The sequence below is a fragment of the Rahnella laticis genome (assembly GCF_015644585.1).
Classification (GTDB): domain Bacteria; phylum Pseudomonadota; class Gammaproteobacteria; order Enterobacterales; family Enterobacteriaceae; genus Rahnella; species Rahnella laticis.
In genome coordinates this window covers 196,552-214,568 of the sequence record NZ_JADOBI010000007.1, presented here as the reverse complement: position 1 = coordinate 214,568, position 18,017 = coordinate 196,552, and the positions used below count along the sequence as shown (strand labels likewise).

The window sequence follows — 18,017 nt, the reverse complement described above, 5'->3', positions numbered from 1 at the left end:
TAAAAAACAATTGTTTAAATTTAAAAAATGAAGTTGGTTTAATAAAGTTATTTTTAATAATAGATCTTTTTTTAGGCGAATGCACGTATTTAGAAAATAAATACGTGCATCGCCAAGTCGGCTGATAGTTATAAAATAGTATATCTATCACCACGTATATTTCATTTAAGAAATGAAGTTAAAATAACCTGATTTTGAGTAGTCTTTTCCTACTTCCTTAAATCTTTCTTTTGGAAAAGGATATCCGTGTTGTAAATATAGATGTGAAAAGTAAATTGATGACTTGTCCTCAACACCAATTGAATTCAATGCTGAAATCACTTCACTTGGAGCATTTATGCCAATTCTATCCACGTAGTCTACGATGGTGTTCTTGACACCGCTTCCATCAGGCATTCTTATTTTTGGTCGGTCAATTATGTAATCCGGTAGTGCATCACGAAAAGCTTCCCGTAGGATGTATTTTTCTATTCCATCTCTGAGTTTTAAATGGTCTTTCAAGCTCAGTACATATTGCACTAAGCTGCGGTTCATGAATGGAACGCGAGCTTCCACAGTATTACGCATGCTTGCTCGATCAACCCTCTGCAAATCAGTCCTGTGCAAATTGGTTAGTCTATATCTAGAGAGTTCAGCAGGGTATTCGTGGTCTTTAAAAAGATCATATCCGTAAAAAATCTCATCACTGCCCTCACCACATAGCGATACCTTAAAACCAAGCCTGTTTGCTACATAGTATCCAAAATGTGCTATAGTGGAATCTATACCATCAATTTTCTCGAAGGACTCACTATAATATATCGTTTCCTGTATGTTTGCGATAAGATCCTCCTTGGTGAATGTGAAAATAATATGACGAATATTATTTTCTGAACAAAATCTCTTAGCGATGTCTATATCGCTAGAACCAGGCAAACCAAATGAAATAGCAGTGACATTGGGATGGTATTTTTTTGCAAGATATAGAACTACTGCACTGTCCAAACCACCGCTAAACATTACTGAGATAGGTAGATCTGTATCTATCTGGGACTTGACAGCATTCTCTAATAATTCACGTACCTTTATTTTTGCAACATCTTCGTTATCGTTACTTACCTCTCGGTATGAACTATAATCAACATATTTGTAGATGGAATTCCCGTCAAATATTGAGCCAGGATCTAACGTTTTGATATCTGATGCGAGGCTCAGCAATGACTTCATCTCAGATGCGACATACCAGATATTATCTTTTTGTACATAATATAATGGCTTAATTCCGACATGGTCTCGGCCAATAAGGAATGTATTTTTATCGTTATCTACAATAACAAAAGCAAACATACCATCAAGACGTTCGACAAAAGAAGGCCCATACTCTATATATGCTTTTAGCAGAACTTCCGTATCTCCCGCGCCTTCAAATTTATACCCAATCTCTGATAAATCTGCACGAATCTGCTTATAATTAAAAATTTGGCCATTAAGAACAGCATGAATATCGCGTTCATTGTCTGATACTGGCTGCCTTGCACAATCCCTCTCAACGATCGCCAGACGATTTGTCGCGAGTCCAAAATTATTCTTAACCAAATGTTCATTAAAATTTGATGCATCGCCACGATGTGCGATCTTCTTCATCATCGAAAAAAGTTGACCTTCAATATCAACTATTGAATTTGAGCTGGTACTATATATTGCAGCAATCCCACACATGTATAACTCCTTTCAATTAATAAGATAATCTTCATGAATTTTTTTTTGCGAGTTCACTGATTTCTGCTCCAAGGTATTTGACCTCTGAGAAATATTCAGGATAGGTTTGCCCCACGTGATAGGGTTCTTTAATCAGTATTGGTTCTCTGCAATGCATTCCGATTGTCGTGAGTGCCATTATCAATCCGTGATCATAGTGGCCGTCCAAGGTTACACCTCCATCATATCCCAAGGGATTCCCATGTATGATCAGCTGATCTTGTTTTTCATCAGATTTAACCCCGAGTTTTGAGAGCTCTCGCCTAAAGTCGGAAATGCGATCAGATTCCTTGTAGCGAATATGTTCGATGTTGTAGAAAGTACTGGTACCATTTGCAAATGCAGCTCTTGCAGCTAATGCTGGCACAGCATCTGGGGCGAGCGAACCGTCAAAATCCAAAGGGCGGATATCAGGAGTACCGGAAATTCGGATTTTGTTATCTGCAAGGAACTCAATGCCTGTGCCACTGTCGAGTAAATATTGGATTACAGCACCGTTTCCAAGCTCTTCCTCGAAAAAACCACTCAATATGACATCGGAGTTCATTGATCCACATAGAGCTAATATTGCGGCAGTACTTGCAGGGTCAGAACCTACTTCAAAATTAGTTGCAGTAAGTTGCTTTTTGCCGTTAACAAAGAATGTTCTGAAGTCTTTATCGAATGATATTTCACCACCAGCCCGCTTAAGGTTGTTGATGGTCGTATGGACCATTGATGGTGCTGTTATACTATCGGTTACACGAATCGTTAGGTCTTCGTTACCAATTGCGCCAAGATAAAGCAAACCACTTAAAAACTGAGAACTTTTCCTACAAGAAACTTCGGTATAGTTTGCCAGTTTTCTGTTTGATTTGATTTTTATAGGGAGGCGATCATCCTCGCCCATTGACTCACAGTGCACATTCAGCATTCGTAGGGCATGTACCATTTCTGTCTGAGAACGAACTCCTAATGAGTTTTCGTACTCTGTAGTAAATCTTGACTCTGGTAGATACCCTGCTACCCCCATGAAGAGTCGCAGAACTACTCCAGAGTTACCTGGATCAAAATCAATAGGATTATTTACTGAATGTATGTCGATACCATTCACTATGAGAATCCCGTCTTTCTCTTTATATGTTGCTCCAAGGCGTTCGCAGTTTTTTTTCATGGAGATTGTATTAAAACCAGTAGCTACGTTTGCTATTTTGCTTTCTCCGGTAGTTACAGCTGATGTCAATAAAGCTCTTGTTGATGAACTTTTTGATGACGGCAAATTTAAGGTACCCTTTAATCGCGAAGTGAAAGACACCTTGACTAGCTCTATGGTTTTATCAATTCTGTTACCCATAATTTCTCCTAATATATTTATACTTCCAATTTTCATTGAATGTTAGCCCCTAAACGCTTAAGGGTTTCAATGAATCCTGGAAAACCGTCATTTAGCTTTTTTACACCGTGAATTGTTGATGCTTGCTTTGCTCCAAGGGCAGCGATTACATTAGCGGCACACACTCTATGATCACCATAGCTGTGAAGTTCTATTCCTCCAGACAGTTGTTCACCACCTCCAATATATATTTTCTCGAATACTCCAATGCTATTGAAAATTAATGAGCTAGTACCACCCATTCGCCTAATATTTTCACTGATCACGAATGCCCGTTGACATTTATGGTTGTTTATTCCTGTAACACCATTAAATATCAAATGGCCGCCTAGGTTAGAGGTTGCGGCTATTATGTTTGCAGCAGCAGAAGGTAGTTCTTTTAGTGATATTTCGGTATGTAGTGGCATTGATGGCCGACGAGTAAGTATTAACTCCTTGAGTTTCAAATCGTGCTCAAGAGATAAACCAAAGTTATTGTAAATTTTGAAAAGATGTTCTTCATTGATAGTCCCGCCATGATGGTAGTTGACAATTTTTACTTGGCTTTCTCCTATTATACTTAATATTGAAGATGCCACGTAACTTAATGATGTGAAATCTGATGGTATATTTATGGTTATATCTCTCGGAGCATATTCGGCTACTTTCAGCTGCCCAGGTGTATGGATAACACTGCTCCCAAGCATTTCCATTGACTGGATTGTCATTGCAATATAACCTGCACCGACATCTTTATCGCAAACAGGTATAACTTTATTATCTAAGAAGGGGGATACGAAGAGCGCGAATGATATAAATTGTGTGCTGTTCTTGGTCGTCAGTGGTAGTTGCTCATTATGCTGTTTTCTCCTAACCTCAACTAAGTTTCGACCAATTCGAATCAACGATATATTTAACAATGAGCAGAATGCATCATCAAATAAACTCTCTCTACTGAATAGCGATTCGTTGCATTTTATCCTGACGACATCATTCGTCAAAGCTGCTAGTGCTGAACAGGTGCGAAAAAGCATCCCTGACCCTTCTGCATTGATTTCACCATTTACGTCTAGATCCCACCCCATGCCTCGAAGAAGAATCGTGGTATCAGTCTCTTCTAATACCTTTAAACCAAACTGCTTCAAGGCACGTAGAAGGTTCTCTGTTTCGGTGTTCCAAGATATATTAACAATTTTTGTAGTTCTTTCATTTAATAGAGCCAATAAAAGGGCTCTTTGTATGTGAGGCTTTGAAGAGGGGATTGAAATGTCCCCATTTAGCCCAGCACCTGGATAGACGATGACTTTTTCCATGCGATCCCCTATTTGTATTACTTTCACATTTTTCAATTTCAGGATTTGCTCCGATCCGCTAATTACAAATAGACCTAATGTGACCGAGAAAAAAATAGTTCCTAGATCCAAACAGTTATGACTATGTTGTCAATAATGAGTATTATCTTGTTATATTTCATAAGGTAATGTATTTTGCCATTTCTTATCACTTTAATTTATATTAAATGATTAATTTGTGATAACTTTGAGATTCCTTGACGCCCTTGATAACAAGTTCCTAAGAACGCCAATGGATATTCATTATGGCCTGCAGCACCAAATATCTATGTAAACATAAAGATAGAGAGACTCAGGGAAGTCCGGTTCTATGGGGATTAGTGTCCTTAATGTTTTAGCTGGAATTGATAGTGCTTTGAGGACGGTATTAAAGGAATTTTAGAGACAGAACAATGTTTGGGCTTAAAAATGAAGAAAGTATGGAACAATAAGTCCTGTTATTTTCTGCGATAGCGGAGGTGTGCATGAGAAGGAATGAGTTGATTGAAACAATTAATCAAAAGAATAAACTTTGGGTACTAGGATAATATGACCTACTAACCGAATTATAAGGTAAAGTATTTATATCAACATGTTAGAAGTAAATTTATAAAGGCCTCCAGATGTTTTTTACAATGATTCTCATTCCCCCCTGAATATTATTCTGTATCAAAGTGAGTAATGAGGGTTATACCATATTCTTGTTCTGATGTAGGCCCAAAGGCATGACCGCTAGTGTACAGACTTACCGTCTGTTCTAAACGGACAAAGCCAATGGGCATGAACTATGAGCTGCTTGTGTTCAATTTATCAGCATCTTATCTCCATATAAAGCACTGAAAATGATAAAATGCCACTATCCATTCAATAGACTGCCAGCAGCTAATTTGTGGCTAGTACATTGTTCATTTCAACAAATGAAGTTTAAAAATCGCTTATAATTGCAATAGCTGTTATTTCTACTAAATGTTCGGGCCTAACCATAGAACTCACAGCAATTGTTGTATTTACAGGTCGTATTGAATCAAATTTTTCTTTAAATCCGCGACAGTAATCATCAAAAAATACAAAATCTTTTATATGTGTAACAGTGCTTACTACATCTATTAGATTTGCATCAAGTTCCTTTAGATATTTTTCAATTTTATCTATGATATATAGCGTTTGTGTATATGCATCATCCCCCATGACGTTTCCATCACCATCCGAGGCGACGCATCCTGCAATGAAAACTTGATTCCCAATTCGTTTTCCTCTTGAATATCCCATCTTATTTTCCCACGGTGAGGGACTAAATACTGTTTTTTTCGTTTCGATCGACATAAGTATCTCCAGAATAGTAGAAAATTCATTTCTGTTAAAATATCCTATCGGCTTCAATAGGCACCCATTTTCCATTCTGAATATTAGTTAATGAAATAGATGCTTTCTGTCAAGAGGGTTTTTATTTTTGTTTGGATGCAGAGTGTCTTTTTATATCTTTAAATCATACCTATATAAGTAAAATGCGTTTTTACAGGATCGGGTTTTGATAAAGGATTGTACTAACATTATCTCAACTTATTGATTTTAATATTTAATATTTGCATGACATTAAAATAATGTTTTGGCGGAATTAAATTGTTTTCGATGGCAATGCATTTGTGACTTATGTGTCAATACACTTGTGAATAAAAGTGTGTTTAATTTTTCTGGTTTTTGCAATAGCATTTACCAAGCTTGATAAACTTGAATTAAAATGCCTAACCATAACTAAGAAGGTAAATATCATTATATAATCGTAATTTAATTTATTTTAAAGTGTGAGGTTTTATGAGTGTTTTTATTTTCATTGAAGCTAGACCAGTAGAATGTACTGGAATATCATTTGTCAGACAGCGTGGGATGTCACCCATTTTATTTACATCATTGCATAACAGAAATCCTAATTTGTTATTAGATTTGGATTTGGATTTATTTGATAATGTTTATTACTTCGAAGATTTGAATCGAGGAAGCATACTGACTCTTATCCAAGAAAAACAAATGATTGTATCTGGTATCATAGGATGCTTTGATGACGTTATGATCCTTACTTCTGAAGTAGCTAATGAGCTTGAATTACCTCATCCTTCTTTAAAAGGGTTAAAAAATGTTTACAGCAAAAAAAATACACGAGATATCCTGAAGAATAGAGGCTTCATTCAACCTATGTACCAAGAATTCTCTTTATCAACACCACCTAGTGATCCCTTTGTGCATTATCCCTTTGTTTTAAAGCCTATACGTGATGCTGGAGCCTATGGCGTTCATCTTTGTAAAAATAAAAATGAATACATCCAAACGTTAAATCAAATAAATGAATCATCAAAATTATCTATGTTAGGGAGTAAATATAATGATTTTATTATTGAAGAGTTTTTAACTGGTGAGTTTTATGGCGTAGAGGTTATATATAATTTAGGTGAGTGGTATATTGCAGGGATAAACAAAATTTTCGTATCAGAGAATAATAGTCTTTGTATGGAAGGTGTATCTCAGCCTGCGGATTTGTCGGAAGACGATTACAGGATGATTCATCATCATATCGATTGTTGGGTTGAAGCTTTGGAACTAAAAGGAGGAGCACTGAATATTGAGTTCATATTAACTGATAAAGGCCCAGTATTGGTTGAAGTAAATCTTAGAGTAGCTGGAGCAAGGGCAGTAAAGCAAGTATATATGACTTCTGGTATAGATATAATTCACCACTTGATTAATTTTCTCTGCGGTGATGAGGTCGCAATTTCTACAAAACATAAATCAGATTTTAAATATGTTGCGGATTTATTGATTTTCTCTGATGAATATGAGTGTATTACTACCATAGATATATGTACGGAAAGTCCGTATTATATTGAGAGTGGGTTTAAAAAATTACCAATTAATATTGTGTCGCAACAAAGAAATTTTGGCGCTATTATCGGTCATGTGTTAGCATGCGGTGATTCTTGCGAAGATGCTATGGCAAATGCCAAAGAGATTTCCAATACAATTTATCTTAATAAGATCTCCTAAAGAGGTAATAACAGTGTCTATTTTGATGGGGTTACTTTCTGCTCTTTGTTGGGGCAGTACGGATTTTATAGCTGGTGCTGCATCTCGGAAAAATGGTGTGGTTAAAACTTTATTTCTGAGCCAAACATTCGGACTGTTGATACTATCTGCTTTTTTATTAAAGAATTTTATTCCTTTCGAACTAAGCTATTTGAGTCTGGCAATATGTATTACTGCATCAATTTTCAATCTTTTGGCTATGCTTTTTTTGCTAAAAGCTCTTTCAATTGGTAAAGCATCTATAGTTGCTCCTATAGCTTCTCTATATGGTGCCGTTACCACAATACTTGCACTTCTAAGTGGGAAGCCTCTTACAACCTTCACTTTATTAAGCTTGGCTGTTTGTGTCATTGGTGCATGTTTAACAAGTATACCCGAAACTAAAAGAGAAAATAAGAATTCGGCTAGCTCAATTATTTGTGCGTTTCTTTCTGCTGTGATGTTTGGATTGGGGTTTTGGCTTCAGGGGCAGTATGCCGTACATGCCCTAGGAGTGATTAACTCACTATGGGTATATTATTTTACAGCTTTTATTATATTGTTTTCATTCTCGATAATTAAAAAGGATGTAACGATTCCTTCAGTTTCAAATCTGATGTTGATTTTTTCAATTAGTATATTTAGCTTAATTGGTTTTGCTTCTTTGGCTTACGGCTCAAAATTTGGTAGCGTAGCAATAGTTACGGTTTTAAGTTCGCTTGCAAGTGGTGTCACAGCTTTGCTCGCTTTTGTTATTCGCGGGGAACGCTTAAGTAAAATCCAATTCGCTGGGTTATTAATTATAATTTCTGGTGTTATCCTCTTGAAGTTATCATAATTAATGATGTGATAATTTTATATCAATTTATGGTTAAAAACAGGCATGAAGCGTTCACTGGTTTACCGAGCTATGAAAACGATAAATTTCCTCAATCTTGCAAAATTGGCCCAATCAGCATAGCCTGTCTTGAAAATGAGATTGATGAATGGATCACTGAGAAGCTCAGTTAATTGCGATCCCAACTAGGCTGATTCTTTATGTTAAAGAATATCAACCTCTTGATCAGTATCTTGGGAGGTTGATTTTTTTTCATTATTTATGTATAGAAAATTGTTCTTTCCCAAGCTTCTGTTATATCCAAAAATAATGATCAGTATGATGTATAGAAATGGCGGGGCAAGATCATCGAATTGATAAAATCTAAAAAAGTAATGCTCATTCGTAGTTTTCCAGAATCCATTCATCAAGTTTATTCGCCCATTCTTGCATCATAACTTTTCGTTCTTCAAGATAGATTGCATGATTATATGTTCGGCGCACATTATTGGTATCAGCGTGCGCAAGTTGAGTCTCAATTGCATCAGGACGATAGCCCATCTCGTTTAAACGCGTACTACCGGTAGTTCTGGTGGCATGTGGGCTATAAGTGCCACTCCAACCGAGACTTTTGAGCAGTTGCCGCAAGGAGTGTGCCGTCATAGGACCGCGCGGATTATCACGTCCCGGAAAAAGATGCTGCCTGTGTCCAGTTAATCCAATGAGAGTTCGCAACATTTTGACGGCCTGGGAGGGAAGGGGAATAACGTGTTCTCTGCGGGCCTTCATTCGCGTTGCCGGAATTGTCCACTGTGCGTTATCGAGATCGAACTCTGCCCATTCCGCATCTGTAACTTCGGCAGGCCGCGCCAGCGTCCACCACATTAGCCACATGCAATAGTTAACCTGATATGAGCCGCGACTGTTGTCAAAACAGCTTAACAGCTTCCCGATTTGCTGTGTGTTCAATGCCTGCTTGTGCTGCGTCTTGTTTGCCGGAAGTGCTTTACGTACCGGCCAGACAGGATCGCTGTCTGCTCTGAGCGTTGCTACTGCCAACTCAAAAACCGATGAAATAGTGCGTCTAGCTTCAGCGGCAACGGTCGGAGCACCACGCTTAGCTGTTTCCTGAAGAATTTTAAGAATATGGTGCGGGGTGATTTCCCTGATAGGAAGTTTGCCTATGGCGGGAAAAACTACACGCTCAAGCATATCAAGGCGGCGCGTTTTGGTGATGTCGGCCCAGTCTTTCATCTGCAACCACTCTTTAGCGATAAGCTCAAAGGTGTTGGAGGCATCGTTGACTTTGCGGATCTTATCTAACTGACGAGCCTGTGCCGGGTTGACTCCCTCTGCAACTTGCTTACGTGCTTGCTCGCATTTCTCCCGCGCCTCGGCAAGTTTTACCGCTGGATACTCGCCCAACGCAAACATGCTGGATCTGCCGTTGAGTTTAAACCGATAGCGCCATGCCTTTTTGCCGTTGGGTTTCACTTCCAAGTAGAGACCGTTGAAGTCATTGAGTCGATAGAGTTTTTCTTTCGGCTTAGCAGTGCGGCATTGCGTATTAGTGAGCATAGCGAGTCCTTGTCTATTTCTTATACCGCTATTGTACTCACCTAAAATGAAGATGGATACTGATTGTACTCATGCTTGTACTCATTTTTGACTGCGCTGTCATGAGATGGATGAGATGCCATGAAAAGAAAAATCCACGTAATTGCGTGGATTTTATGGGTTTTGTCAGTCTTCACGAGATACATTGAGATCCCATGAGACAACAAATTTTATTTAGACGTTGAACAGGAAGTTCATCACGTCGCCGTCTTTGACGATGTACTCTTTGCCTTCAGAACGCATTTTGCCGGCTTCTTTCGCGCCTTGCTCACCTTTGTAGGTGATGAAGTCTTCGAACGCGATGGTTTGTGCGCGGATGAAGCCTTTCTCGAAGTCGGTGTGGATTTTACCTGCGGCCTGTGGCGCGGTAGCACCGACAGGGATGGTCCATGCGCGGACTTCTTTCACGCCAGCGGTGAAGTAGGTTTGCAGGTTCAGCAGCTCGTAACCGGCGCGGATCACACGGTTCAGGCCTGGCTCTTCAATGCCTAACTCGGCCATGAATTCTTCACGGTCAGCGTCGTCCAGCTCGGCGATGTCAGATTCAACCGCGGCGCAAACGGCAACGACAACAGAACCTTCGGCGTCGGCGATTTTACGTACAACGTCGAGGTACGGGTTGTTTTCAAAACCGTCTTCGTTAACGTTGGCGATGTACATGGTCGGTTTCAGCGTCAGGAAGCTCAGGTAGCGGATGGCCGCTTTGTCTTCTTCGGTCAGATCCAGCGCACGCAGCATGCCTGCATTTTCAAGCTGTGGCAGACATTTTTCCAGCGCAGCCAGTTCAGCTTTGGCATCTTTGTCGCCGCCTTTGGCACGTTTCTGTACGCGGTGAATGGCGCGTTCGCAGGTATCCAGGTCAGACAACGCCAGTTCGGTATTGATGACATCGATATCGTCAGCCGGATCCACTTTGTTGTTAACGTGGATGATGTTGTCGTTTTCGAAACAACGGACAACGTGGCCAATCGCTTCGGTTTCACGGATGTTGGTCAGGAACTGGTTGCCCAGACCTTCACCTTTGGATGCGCCTTTTACCAGACCGGCGATGTCCACGAATTCCATGGTAGTCGGCAGGATACGCTGTGGTTTTACGATCTCGGCCAGCTGGTCAAGACGCGGATCGGGCATTGGCACGACGCCGGTGTTAGGTTCGATGGTGCAGAACGGGAAGTTTGCTGCTTCGATACCCGCTTTGGTCAGCGCATTGAACAGAGTGGATTTACCGACGTTCGGCAGGCCGACGATACCGCATTTGAATCCCATGTTTTTCTCACCTTAATATCTTAATTATCAAGCAATTAAATGTAATTGCGCGATGTAATGACCATAATTCCCCGCATTATACACGAGAACGGCATTTTTCTCGATCCGGTTGTGATCGTGATGAACAGCCGCTACCTCATTGACCGGATTGATTAAACCTTGCCTCGTTCCGGCCATTTTTAGATACTTGTCACAATTTTTTAACTGACTGGAAGTAAACCGGATGTCTTATGTTTAGCCCGCGTGGTCTGAAGTTGTCGGAAGTGAAGAACGAAACGCTGGCCGGATTTGTTGTGGCGGTGTCGATGATCCCGGAGGCCGTCGGGTTTTCGCTGGTGGCGGGGCTGTCGCCGATCGTCGGTTTGCACACTGCTTTTATCATCGGGCTGGTGACCGCGCTGTTTGGCGGTAAACCGGGCATGGTGTCGGGCGCTGCGGGCTCCATCGTGGTGGTGCTGATGAGCCTTGCGGCGCAACACGGCATGGGATATGTGCTGTGGGCGACGATTTTTGCCGGTGTGATTCAGATTCTGATTGGTGTGTTCCGGCTGGGTAAGTTTATCCGGATGGTGCCGCTGCCAGCGGTACACGGATTTGTGAACGGGCTGGCGATTGTCATTATGCTGGCGCAGCTTCACATGATTGCCGGGCAGGGCCCGCTGATGTACGGGCTGGTGCTGCTGGCGATCCTGGTCGTCGTGCTGTTCCCGAAACTGACCAAAATCATTCCGTCTTCGCTGGCGGCGCTGATTGTGGTTTCCGCCGTGGCGATTGGATTTAACCTGCACACGCTGCGGGTCGGGGATCTGGCGGATATCTCCGGTGCATTGCCGCACTTCAGCCTGCCGGTCGTGCCGTTCAGCCTGGAAATGCTGAAAGTGGTGCTGCCTTATGCGGTAGTGATTGCGCTGGTCGGGCTGATTGAATCGCTGCTGACCATGACGGTGCTCGATGAAATGGGCGGCCAGAAAGGGAACGGTAATCGCGAGAGCATCGCGCAGGGTGCGGGCAATACGATTTGCGGTCTGTTCGGCTGTTTCGCCGGTTGTGCGATGATCGGACAATCAATCATTAACTTTACGTCGGGCGGGCGCGGGCGGATTTCCGGCACGGTCGGCGCGATTTTGCTGATTCTGTTTGTGGTGAGTTTGTCCGGTTACATCGGGCTGCTGCCGGTTGCGGCGCTGGCCGGGATTATGCTGGTGGTGTGCTACAACACGTTCGAATGGAGTTCTTTGCGCCGTCTGCGGCGGATGCCGAAAGCCGATGCGCTGGTGATGCTGATTGTCACCGTCATTACGATTTTCACCGATCTGGCGGTTGCGGTGATCAGCGGGGTGATTATCTCGGCGCTGGTTTTTGCCTGGCAACAGGCGCGGATCCGTATCCGCGAGAAGAAAACCCAGGGCGCGCTGACGGTGTATAAGCTGGAAGGGCCGCTGTTCTTTGGTTCGGCGGCGTCGTTTTCAGAACTGTTTGAACCGCAGAATGATACGCAAAACGTGGTGCTGGATTTCGCCGGTACGCGGGTGATGGATTCGAGCGGCGTCGAGGCGATTGATAAGCTGACCACGCGGTATCTGGAGGCCGGAAAGACGATACGCCTTCGTCATCTGAGCAACGACTGCGTCAGCCTGCTGAAAAAAGCGGGGCCGTTTTGCAGCCACGAACTGGATGACCCGCAGTATTATGTCGCGGAAGATAATCTCTGACATTCAACAGGTGCCGCTCAACACGGCACCTTTTTTATTTTGGCTGCGGCACGTCAGCCGGCTGGCGCGTTTTACCGATCTCCGTCTCATCCATAAGAAAGTCCTATAACTCACTCATAAATATCGAAAAGAACCGTGATCTTGTTCACGTTTTGTTCGCGTTTCATCATGCTAGGGTTTTATTAGTCCCTAGTTAGGATTAATTAAAAAACCGGCAAGTTTTCCCGCCGGACTTCGACAACGCAAGATTGCCACCGGAGTTAACGATGAACGGGATAGACTATTTTGTCATGGCGCTGTACGCGCTCATGATTGTGATGACCACGTTGTGGGCCATGCGGCGCGTGGGTAACACCAGGGATTTTTTTGCGGCCGGGGGCAAAATGCCCTGGTGGCTTTCAGGGATTTCACACCATATGTCAGGGTACAGCGCGGCGGTTTTTGTCGCCTATGCCGCCGTGGCCTATAAGTTCGGGCTGACCATCTATTTCTGGTGGGCGTTCCCGATTTCAATTGCGGTTTTCATCGGGTCAGTCATTTTTGCGCCACGCTGGGCGCGACTGCGCATTCATATGAATATCGAATCGCCGATGGAATATCTCGCCACGCGATATAACGTGCCGACGCAGCAGATTCTGGCGTGGAGCGGGGTGTTTCTGAAAACCTTCGACGTGGGCGCTAAATGGGCGGCGATCGCCATTATCATCAATGTGTTTACCGGGCTGGATCCGCTGGTTGGGATCGCAATTTCCGGTGTGCTGTGTCTGTTTTACACCGTGCTGGGCGGCTTGTGGGCCGACGCCTGTAACGACTTCGGGCAGTTTATCGTTCAGTTTATTGCCGCCATCGTGATGGTGGTGGCCGTGGCCTTTCATCTGGGCGGATTCAGCAACCTGCTGACCATCTGGGACCGGCTGCCCGCCGGGCATACGGACATCGTGGCCGGGCCGTATTCGATGGGCTTTATTCTGGCGTATTTCGTGATTTATACCCTGAGCTACAACGGAGGCACCTGGAACTTAGCGCAGCGTTTTATCGCTTCTCCGCGCGGAAAGGACGCCCGCAAAGCAGCGTTGCTGTCTTCCGCGCTGTATCTGGTCTGGCCGCTGATTTTGTTCTATCCGATGTGGGCCGCGCCGTTGTTATTCCCGGATATCGCCGATCCCTCTCAGTCTTATTCCATTATGGCGATGCAGTTGCTGCCCAACGGCCTGATCGGGCTGGTGCTGGTGGCGATGTTTACGCACACCTTGTCGATGACGTCTTCGGATTCCAACGCGATCACCGCCGTCGTCACCCGCGATATTTTGCCGGTATTGCTGCCGAAACGCTTTGGTCAGGGACAATCTTCGCTGCTGGTGGCGCGCGTCACGGTGGTGTTGTTTATCCTCACCACGTTGCTGATTGCCGTCAATGCCAGCCGTTTTGGCGGCGTGTTATCGCTGCTGATTGTCTGGTTCGGCGGGCTGGTCGGGCCGATTTCTATCCCGATGCTGCTGGGGTTGTTGCCGTGGTTCCGTAAATGCGGATCGGCGGCGGCGATTACGTCATGGGCAGCCGGCGTTTCGGCTTTCTTCCTGGTGAAATTCGTCGTTCCGGACATGAGCACGGCACAGGTCGTCGCCATTCCGGTGCTGTTATCACTGGCGGTCTTTGTCCTTGGCGGTTTACTTCGCCGCCGCCCGGTCAGCGCGGAGGTTGACGTGTTACTGAATGCGCTTAATCAGGATCAGGCAGAGGAGTTGCCTGCGCCGGAAGTCGCTTCCGCTTATCAGACCGAATCCCGGTAACCAGAATCACGTTAAATAACAAAGCAGGTTTTACTATGACATCACCACTGTACGTTACGCAGGCGAGACGCCTGAATGTTGAAGTCTTCACCCGTCGCGAAGACATGGGGCAAGCCGCTGCCCGCGATGCGGCGGAACACTTGCGCCAACGTCTTCAGCAACAGACGCGCGTGCGGATTATTTTCGCCGCCGCGCCGTCGCAGAATGAATTTCTGGCGCATCTGGCGCAGGCCGCTGATATTGACTGGGCGCGGGTGGACGCATTTCACATGGACGAATATGTCGGGTTGCCGGAAAATTCTCCGGCGCTGTTCAGCCATTATCTGACGGAGCATTTGTTCGATATCGTCAGGCCTGGCGCGGTTTACAAAATTCCGGCGGCGGGCGAACCGGTGCAAAACTGCGCGGAATATGCCCGCCTGTTGCAACAGGCTCCGGTAGATATGGTTTGTCTGGGAATCGGTGAGAACGGGCATTTAGCCTTTAACGATCCGCCGGTGGCGGATTTTGAAGATCCGCTGCCGATGAAAATCGTTGAGCTGGACGCAGTATGCCGTCAGCAACAGGTGAACGATGGCTGCTTTGCGTCGCTGAACGATGTGCCGACGCATGCGCTGACGCTGACCATCCCGACGCTGATGGCGGCGGCACGATTATTTTGTATGGTGCCCGGCAAGAATAAGCATCAGGCGATTAAACAGACGCTGACCGCGCAGCGGTCGGCGGCCTGTCCGGCGACCGTGCTGCGCAAGCATCCGGCCTGCACGCTGTATACCGATATCGCGGGTTTCGGGGAGTTGGCGGATGAGTGAAATCACGTTACGCGGCAGGGATTATCGTACACAACAGCCGGTTGAGATTGTGGCGCACGACGGCAATATCAGTCAGATTCGTCCGGTAACGGGGGGTGAAAATCTGCCGCTGATCGCACCGGGTCTGGTGGATTTACAGGTCAATGGTTACGGTGGCGCTGACTTTAACAGTTTTCCTTTCAGCGTCGGTTCCGTTAAGCAGGTGGCGCAGGCGCTGTGGCAGCAGGGCGTAACGACGTTTATGCCCACAGTGATCACCAACGGCGCGGATGAAATCACGGAAATGGTCAGTACGCTGGCAGCGGCTTGCCGTGAGTTTCGGTCCGTCGGGGCATCGGTTGCCGGTATTCATCTGGAAGGCCCTTTTTTATCCGCGCAGGACGGCCCGCGGGGCGCACATAACCGGGTGCATATTCAGGCTCCTGATTATGCGTTGTTTCAGCGCTGGCAGACGGCGGCAGACGGGCGGATCCGCCTGATCACTCTGTCGCCGGAATGGCCAAATGCGGATGATTTTATCCGCCAGTGTGTCGCGGATAATGTGGTGGTTTCGATCGGCCATACCGCTGCCAGCGCAGAACAAATTGCCTCGGCGGTGAAAGCGGGCGCGCAGATGTCGACGCATCTGGGGAACGGCGCACATCTGACGTTACCGCGGCATCCGAACTATATCTGGGAGCAACTGGCGCAGGATGATCTGTGGTGCGCGATGATTGCCGACGGTGAACACCTGCCGCTCTCCGTGCTGAAAACCTTTATACGGGCTAAAAACGGCAGGGCACTGCTGGTCAGTGATGTCACCAGCCACGCCGGAATGCCGCCGGGACATTATCATTCGCATATCGGCGGGGATGTGGTGCTGAGCCCCGAAGGACGGCTGTCGATGGCGAACAATCCGGCGCTGCTGGCCGGTTCGGTTCAGGGGCTGTTATTCGGCGTCAACACGCTGCTAAAAAATGGCATCGTTCCGCGCCCTGAGGCGGTTCAGATGGCGTCAGTCCGGCCAGCTTCCCGGCTGAATCTTCCGGTCGCTCAGGGGCTTATTCCCGGTGCGCCGCTGGATGCCATTCTTCTGCGCGAGGATGAAAATCACGCACTCCGGCTGCTGGCGACGTATAAAAAAGGGGCGGAAGTCTGGCGGGGTGAATAGGTTGACGGGCGGATCCTCAGTCATGTAATAATGCGACGCTACGGTGTAACGCGATGGAAAGTCATGACATGAAAGACTCAGGCAAAGGACCCGCGCTGCTGCGCCAGTACAATGAAAAGCGTGTACTGGCTTATCTCCGCCAGCAGAAAATCAGCTCCCGTCTGGATATTTCCCGGGCGCTGGCGTTAAGCAAAAACACCATTTCCCTGATTGTTGATGACCTGCTGGCGCTGGGCTACGTGGAAGAACAGGGCGTGGCGCAGACCAGCAGCATCGGACGTCCGAAAATTCACGTTGCGCTGAACCCGTCTTCAATTAAAGCCGCAGGCATCATGATTGAGCGCCAGCGTCTGCACTGGATGGTCTGTGATTATTTCTCGCAGATCATTGATGAAAAAACCTTTTCCCTCGATACCTCCCAGCCGCAGTCCGTTTTGGCGGAAATCATGCGCCATTGCCAGCAGCTACAGCAGGCGTGGCCCGATCTGGTTGGCATTGGCGTCGGTTTTCCCGGCATCATCGACCATCAGCAGGGCATTTTGCATGTGTCCTCGCATCTGGGCTGGGGAGAAGTCAACCTGCAGCCTTTACTGACCTGTGCAGATAACGTGCCGGTCAGCGTCTGGAATAACGTCAAAGCGGCGGCGCTGATTGCCCGCGAAGGCGGAAGCGCCAATGACAATGACGCCCGTTTTTATCTGCGAATTGGCGAAGGGATTGGCGGCGCGCTGTTAACCGAACATGGCGTGTATTCCGGCGGAAGCTGGACGGCGGGCGAGGTCGGTCATTTAGCGGTACTGCCTGGCGGGCCGTTATGTTCATGCGGTCAGCGGGGTTGTCTGGAATCCCTGATCGGCCTTTCGGCCATTAACCGGCGACTGGAACAGCGTCAGCCGGGGCTGAGCTGGGATAACCGCCAGCAGTCGGCTGAAATTGTGAATGAGGTGATGGCGCAGGCCGGGCAACTTCTGGGTAAAGCGCTGAGCCAGATTATTCATTTAATGAATCCGAAAACGTTGCTGATTGATTGCCCCTATAACGTTCATCCTCTATTTGTTGAAAATACACTGGCCGCAGCGCAGCAATTTACGCTGACGTTTCCGTTCAGCCGCACGCAAATCACCTTTGTTACCGAACGGTTCAATCCCGCGCGTGGCCTGGCGCTGGCGATGTTCCGGCGTTTCGAATCCGTTTCCCTCACGTAATCCCTTCAGACACCAAACCGCCGACAGCAGCTGCGTCTGGCTGCCGGCGCGCCGTAAGATAATCGCTTACATTTAGTGGCAAAAAAGCGGCTAAATTCATATCGCCGAAAATTCTGTAATGTTATACGGTTACGCTCGGTTAATCCGACACGAACTGGCATCCGGCCAGCGTGGC

Annotated in this window: 14 protein-coding genes; 8 read left to right on the top strand and 6 right to left on the bottom strand. The window is 45.8% G+C overall.

All coding sequences use genetic code 11. From position 1 onward, the window contains the following. Positions 1-165: 165 nt before the first annotated feature. From IV433_RS17055 to IV433_RS17040, 4 genes are all read right to left on the bottom strand, one after another. On the bottom strand, positions 166-1,698 hold the full coding sequence (locus IV433_RS17055) for an asparagine synthetase B family protein (RefSeq protein WP_195815047.1): 1,533 nt from the start codon (positions 1,696-1,698) through the stop codon (positions 166-168). Between the two features lie 31 nt (positions 1,699-1,729). Next, entirely contained in the window at positions 1,730-3,106 is a 1,377-nt protein-coding gene (gene aroA / locus IV433_RS17050; RefSeq protein WP_229893433.1) for a 3-phosphoshikimate 1-carboxyvinyltransferase, read from the bottom strand. After that, entirely contained in the window at positions 3,103-4,401 is a 1,299-nt protein-coding gene (locus IV433_RS17045; protein ID WP_195815048.1) for a 3-phosphoshikimate 1-carboxyvinyltransferase, read from the bottom strand. Before IV433_RS17045 ends, aroA begins: the two co-directional genes overlap by 4 nt. A 942-nt stretch (positions 4,402-5,343) precedes the next feature. Further along, entirely contained in the window at positions 5,344-5,742 is a 399-nt protein-coding gene (locus IV433_RS17040; RefSeq protein WP_229893432.1) for a RidA family protein, read from the bottom strand. A 489-nt stretch (positions 5,743-6,231) separates the two neighbouring features. Between IV433_RS17040 and IV433_RS17035 the strand changes: the two genes are divergently transcribed. Genes IV433_RS17035 through IV433_RS26410 form a run of 3 tightly spaced genes read left to right on the top strand, consistent with a single transcriptional unit; the run spans position 6,232 to position 8,484 of the window. Beyond that, positions 6,232-7,455 carry an ATP-grasp domain-containing protein gene (locus IV433_RS17035; protein WP_195815049.1) on the top strand — a complete coding sequence of 408 codons (1,224 nt, stop codon included), beginning with the start codon at positions 6,232-6,234 and terminating at the stop codon, positions 7,453-7,455. Between the two features lie 13 nt (positions 7,456-7,468). After that, a complete protein-coding gene (locus IV433_RS17030) occupies positions 7,469-8,311 on the top strand; it encodes a DMT family transporter (RefSeq protein ID WP_195815050.1) in 843 nt (280 codons plus the stop codon). 29 nt (positions 8,312-8,340) lie between these two features. Then, positions 8,341-8,484, top strand: coding sequence for an AlpA family phage regulatory protein (locus tag IV433_RS26410; RefSeq protein ID WP_195815197.1), 144 nt, complete (start codon positions 8,341-8,343; stop codon positions 8,482-8,484). Positions 8,485-8,689: 205 nt separating this feature from the next. Here the strand turns inward: IV433_RS26410 and IV433_RS17020 are convergent, their stop codons facing one another. After that, positions 8,690-9,868, bottom strand: a complete 1,179-nt coding sequence (locus IV433_RS17020; protein WP_195815051.1) for a tyrosine-type recombinase/integrase — start codon at positions 9,866-9,868, stop codon at positions 8,690-8,692. A 213-nt stretch (positions 9,869-10,081) separates the two neighbouring features. Continuing rightward, positions 10,082-11,173 (bottom strand): redox-regulated ATPase YchF, encoded by a 1,092-nt coding sequence (ychF, locus tag IV433_RS17015; RefSeq protein WP_101079643.1) that lies wholly within the window; start codon positions 11,171-11,173, stop codon positions 10,082-10,084. A 230-nt stretch (positions 11,174-11,403) separates the two neighbouring features. On the opposite strand from ychF, the gene IV433_RS17010 reads away from it, so the two are divergent. The 5 genes from IV433_RS17010 (at position 11,404) to IV433_RS16990 (ending at position 17,842) form a co-directional block, all read left to right on the top strand. Then, positions 11,404-12,885, top strand: a complete 1,482-nt coding sequence (locus tag IV433_RS17010) for a SulP family inorganic anion transporter (protein WP_195815052.1) — start codon at positions 11,404-11,406, stop codon at positions 12,883-12,885. A gap of 266 nt (positions 12,886-13,151) precedes the next feature. Continuing rightward, positions 13,152-14,675: a sodium:solute symporter family protein gene (locus tag IV433_RS17005; RefSeq protein ID WP_195815053.1), complete on the top strand. Its 1,524-nt coding sequence runs from the start codon at positions 13,152-13,154 to the stop codon at positions 14,673-14,675. 35 nt (positions 14,676-14,710) lie between these two features. Beyond that, positions 14,711-15,487 (top strand): glucosamine-6-phosphate deaminase, encoded by a 777-nt coding sequence (locus tag IV433_RS17000; RefSeq protein WP_195815054.1) that lies wholly within the window; start codon positions 14,711-14,713, stop codon positions 15,485-15,487. After that, the gene (locus IV433_RS16995) at positions 15,480-16,637 is read left to right on the top strand and encodes an N-acetylglucosamine-6-phosphate deacetylase (protein ID WP_195815055.1); all 1,158 of its coding nucleotides are present in this window, start codon (positions 15,480-15,482) and stop codon (positions 16,635-16,637) included. Before IV433_RS17000 ends, IV433_RS16995 begins: the two co-directional genes overlap by 8 nt. Before the next feature lie 53 nt (positions 16,638-16,690). Then, complete coding sequence (locus IV433_RS16990; RefSeq protein ID WP_229893431.1) at positions 16,691-17,842, top strand: ROK family transcriptional regulator; 1,152 nt, start codon at positions 16,691-16,693, stop codon at positions 17,840-17,842. Positions 17,843-18,017: the final 175 nt, after the last annotated feature.

Bases quoted from the DNA above. Each gene is read 5' to 3' on its own strand.
- IV433_RS17020 (WP_195815051.1), bottom strand. From the start codon at position 9,868: ATGCTCACTAATACGCAATGCCGCACTGCTAAGCCGAAAGAAAAACTC.
- IV433_RS26410 (WP_195815197.1), top strand. From the start codon at position 8,341: ATGGTTAAAAACAGGCATGAAGCGTTCACTGGTTTACCGAGCTATGAA.
- aroA (WP_229893433.1), bottom strand. From the start codon at position 3,106: ATGAAAATTGGAAGTATAAATATATTAGGAGAAATTATGGGTAACAGA.
- IV433_RS16990 (WP_229893431.1), top strand. From the start codon at position 16,691: ATGGAAAGTCATGACATGAAAGACTCAGGCAAAGGACCCGCGCTGCTG.
- ychF (WP_101079643.1), bottom strand. From the start codon at position 11,173: ATGGGATTCAAATGCGGTATCGTCGGCCTGCCGAACGTCGGTAAATCC.
- IV433_RS17010 (WP_195815052.1), top strand. From the start codon at position 11,404: ATGTTTAGCCCGCGTGGTCTGAAGTTGTCGGAAGTGAAGAACGAAACG.
- IV433_RS17035 (WP_195815049.1), top strand. From the start codon at position 6,232: ATGAGTGTTTTTATTTTCATTGAAGCTAGACCAGTAGAATGTACTGGA.
- IV433_RS16995 (WP_195815055.1), top strand. From the start codon at position 15,480: ATGAGTGAAATCACGTTACGCGGCAGGGATTATCGTACACAACAGCCG.
- IV433_RS17055 (WP_195815047.1), bottom strand. From the start codon at position 1,698: ATGTGTGGGATTGCTGCAATATATAGTACCAGCTCAAATTCAATAGTT.
- IV433_RS17045 (WP_195815048.1), bottom strand. From the start codon at position 4,401: ATGGAAAAAGTCATCGTCTATCCAGGTGCTGGGCTAAATGGGGACATT.
- IV433_RS17000 (WP_195815054.1), top strand. From the start codon at position 14,711: ATGACATCACCACTGTACGTTACGCAGGCGAGACGCCTGAATGTTGAA.
- IV433_RS17040 (WP_229893432.1), bottom strand. From the start codon at position 5,742: ATGTCGATCGAAACGAAAAAAACAGTATTTAGTCCCTCACCGTGGGAA.
- IV433_RS17005 (WP_195815053.1), top strand. From the start codon at position 13,152: ATGAACGGGATAGACTATTTTGTCATGGCGCTGTACGCGCTCATGATT.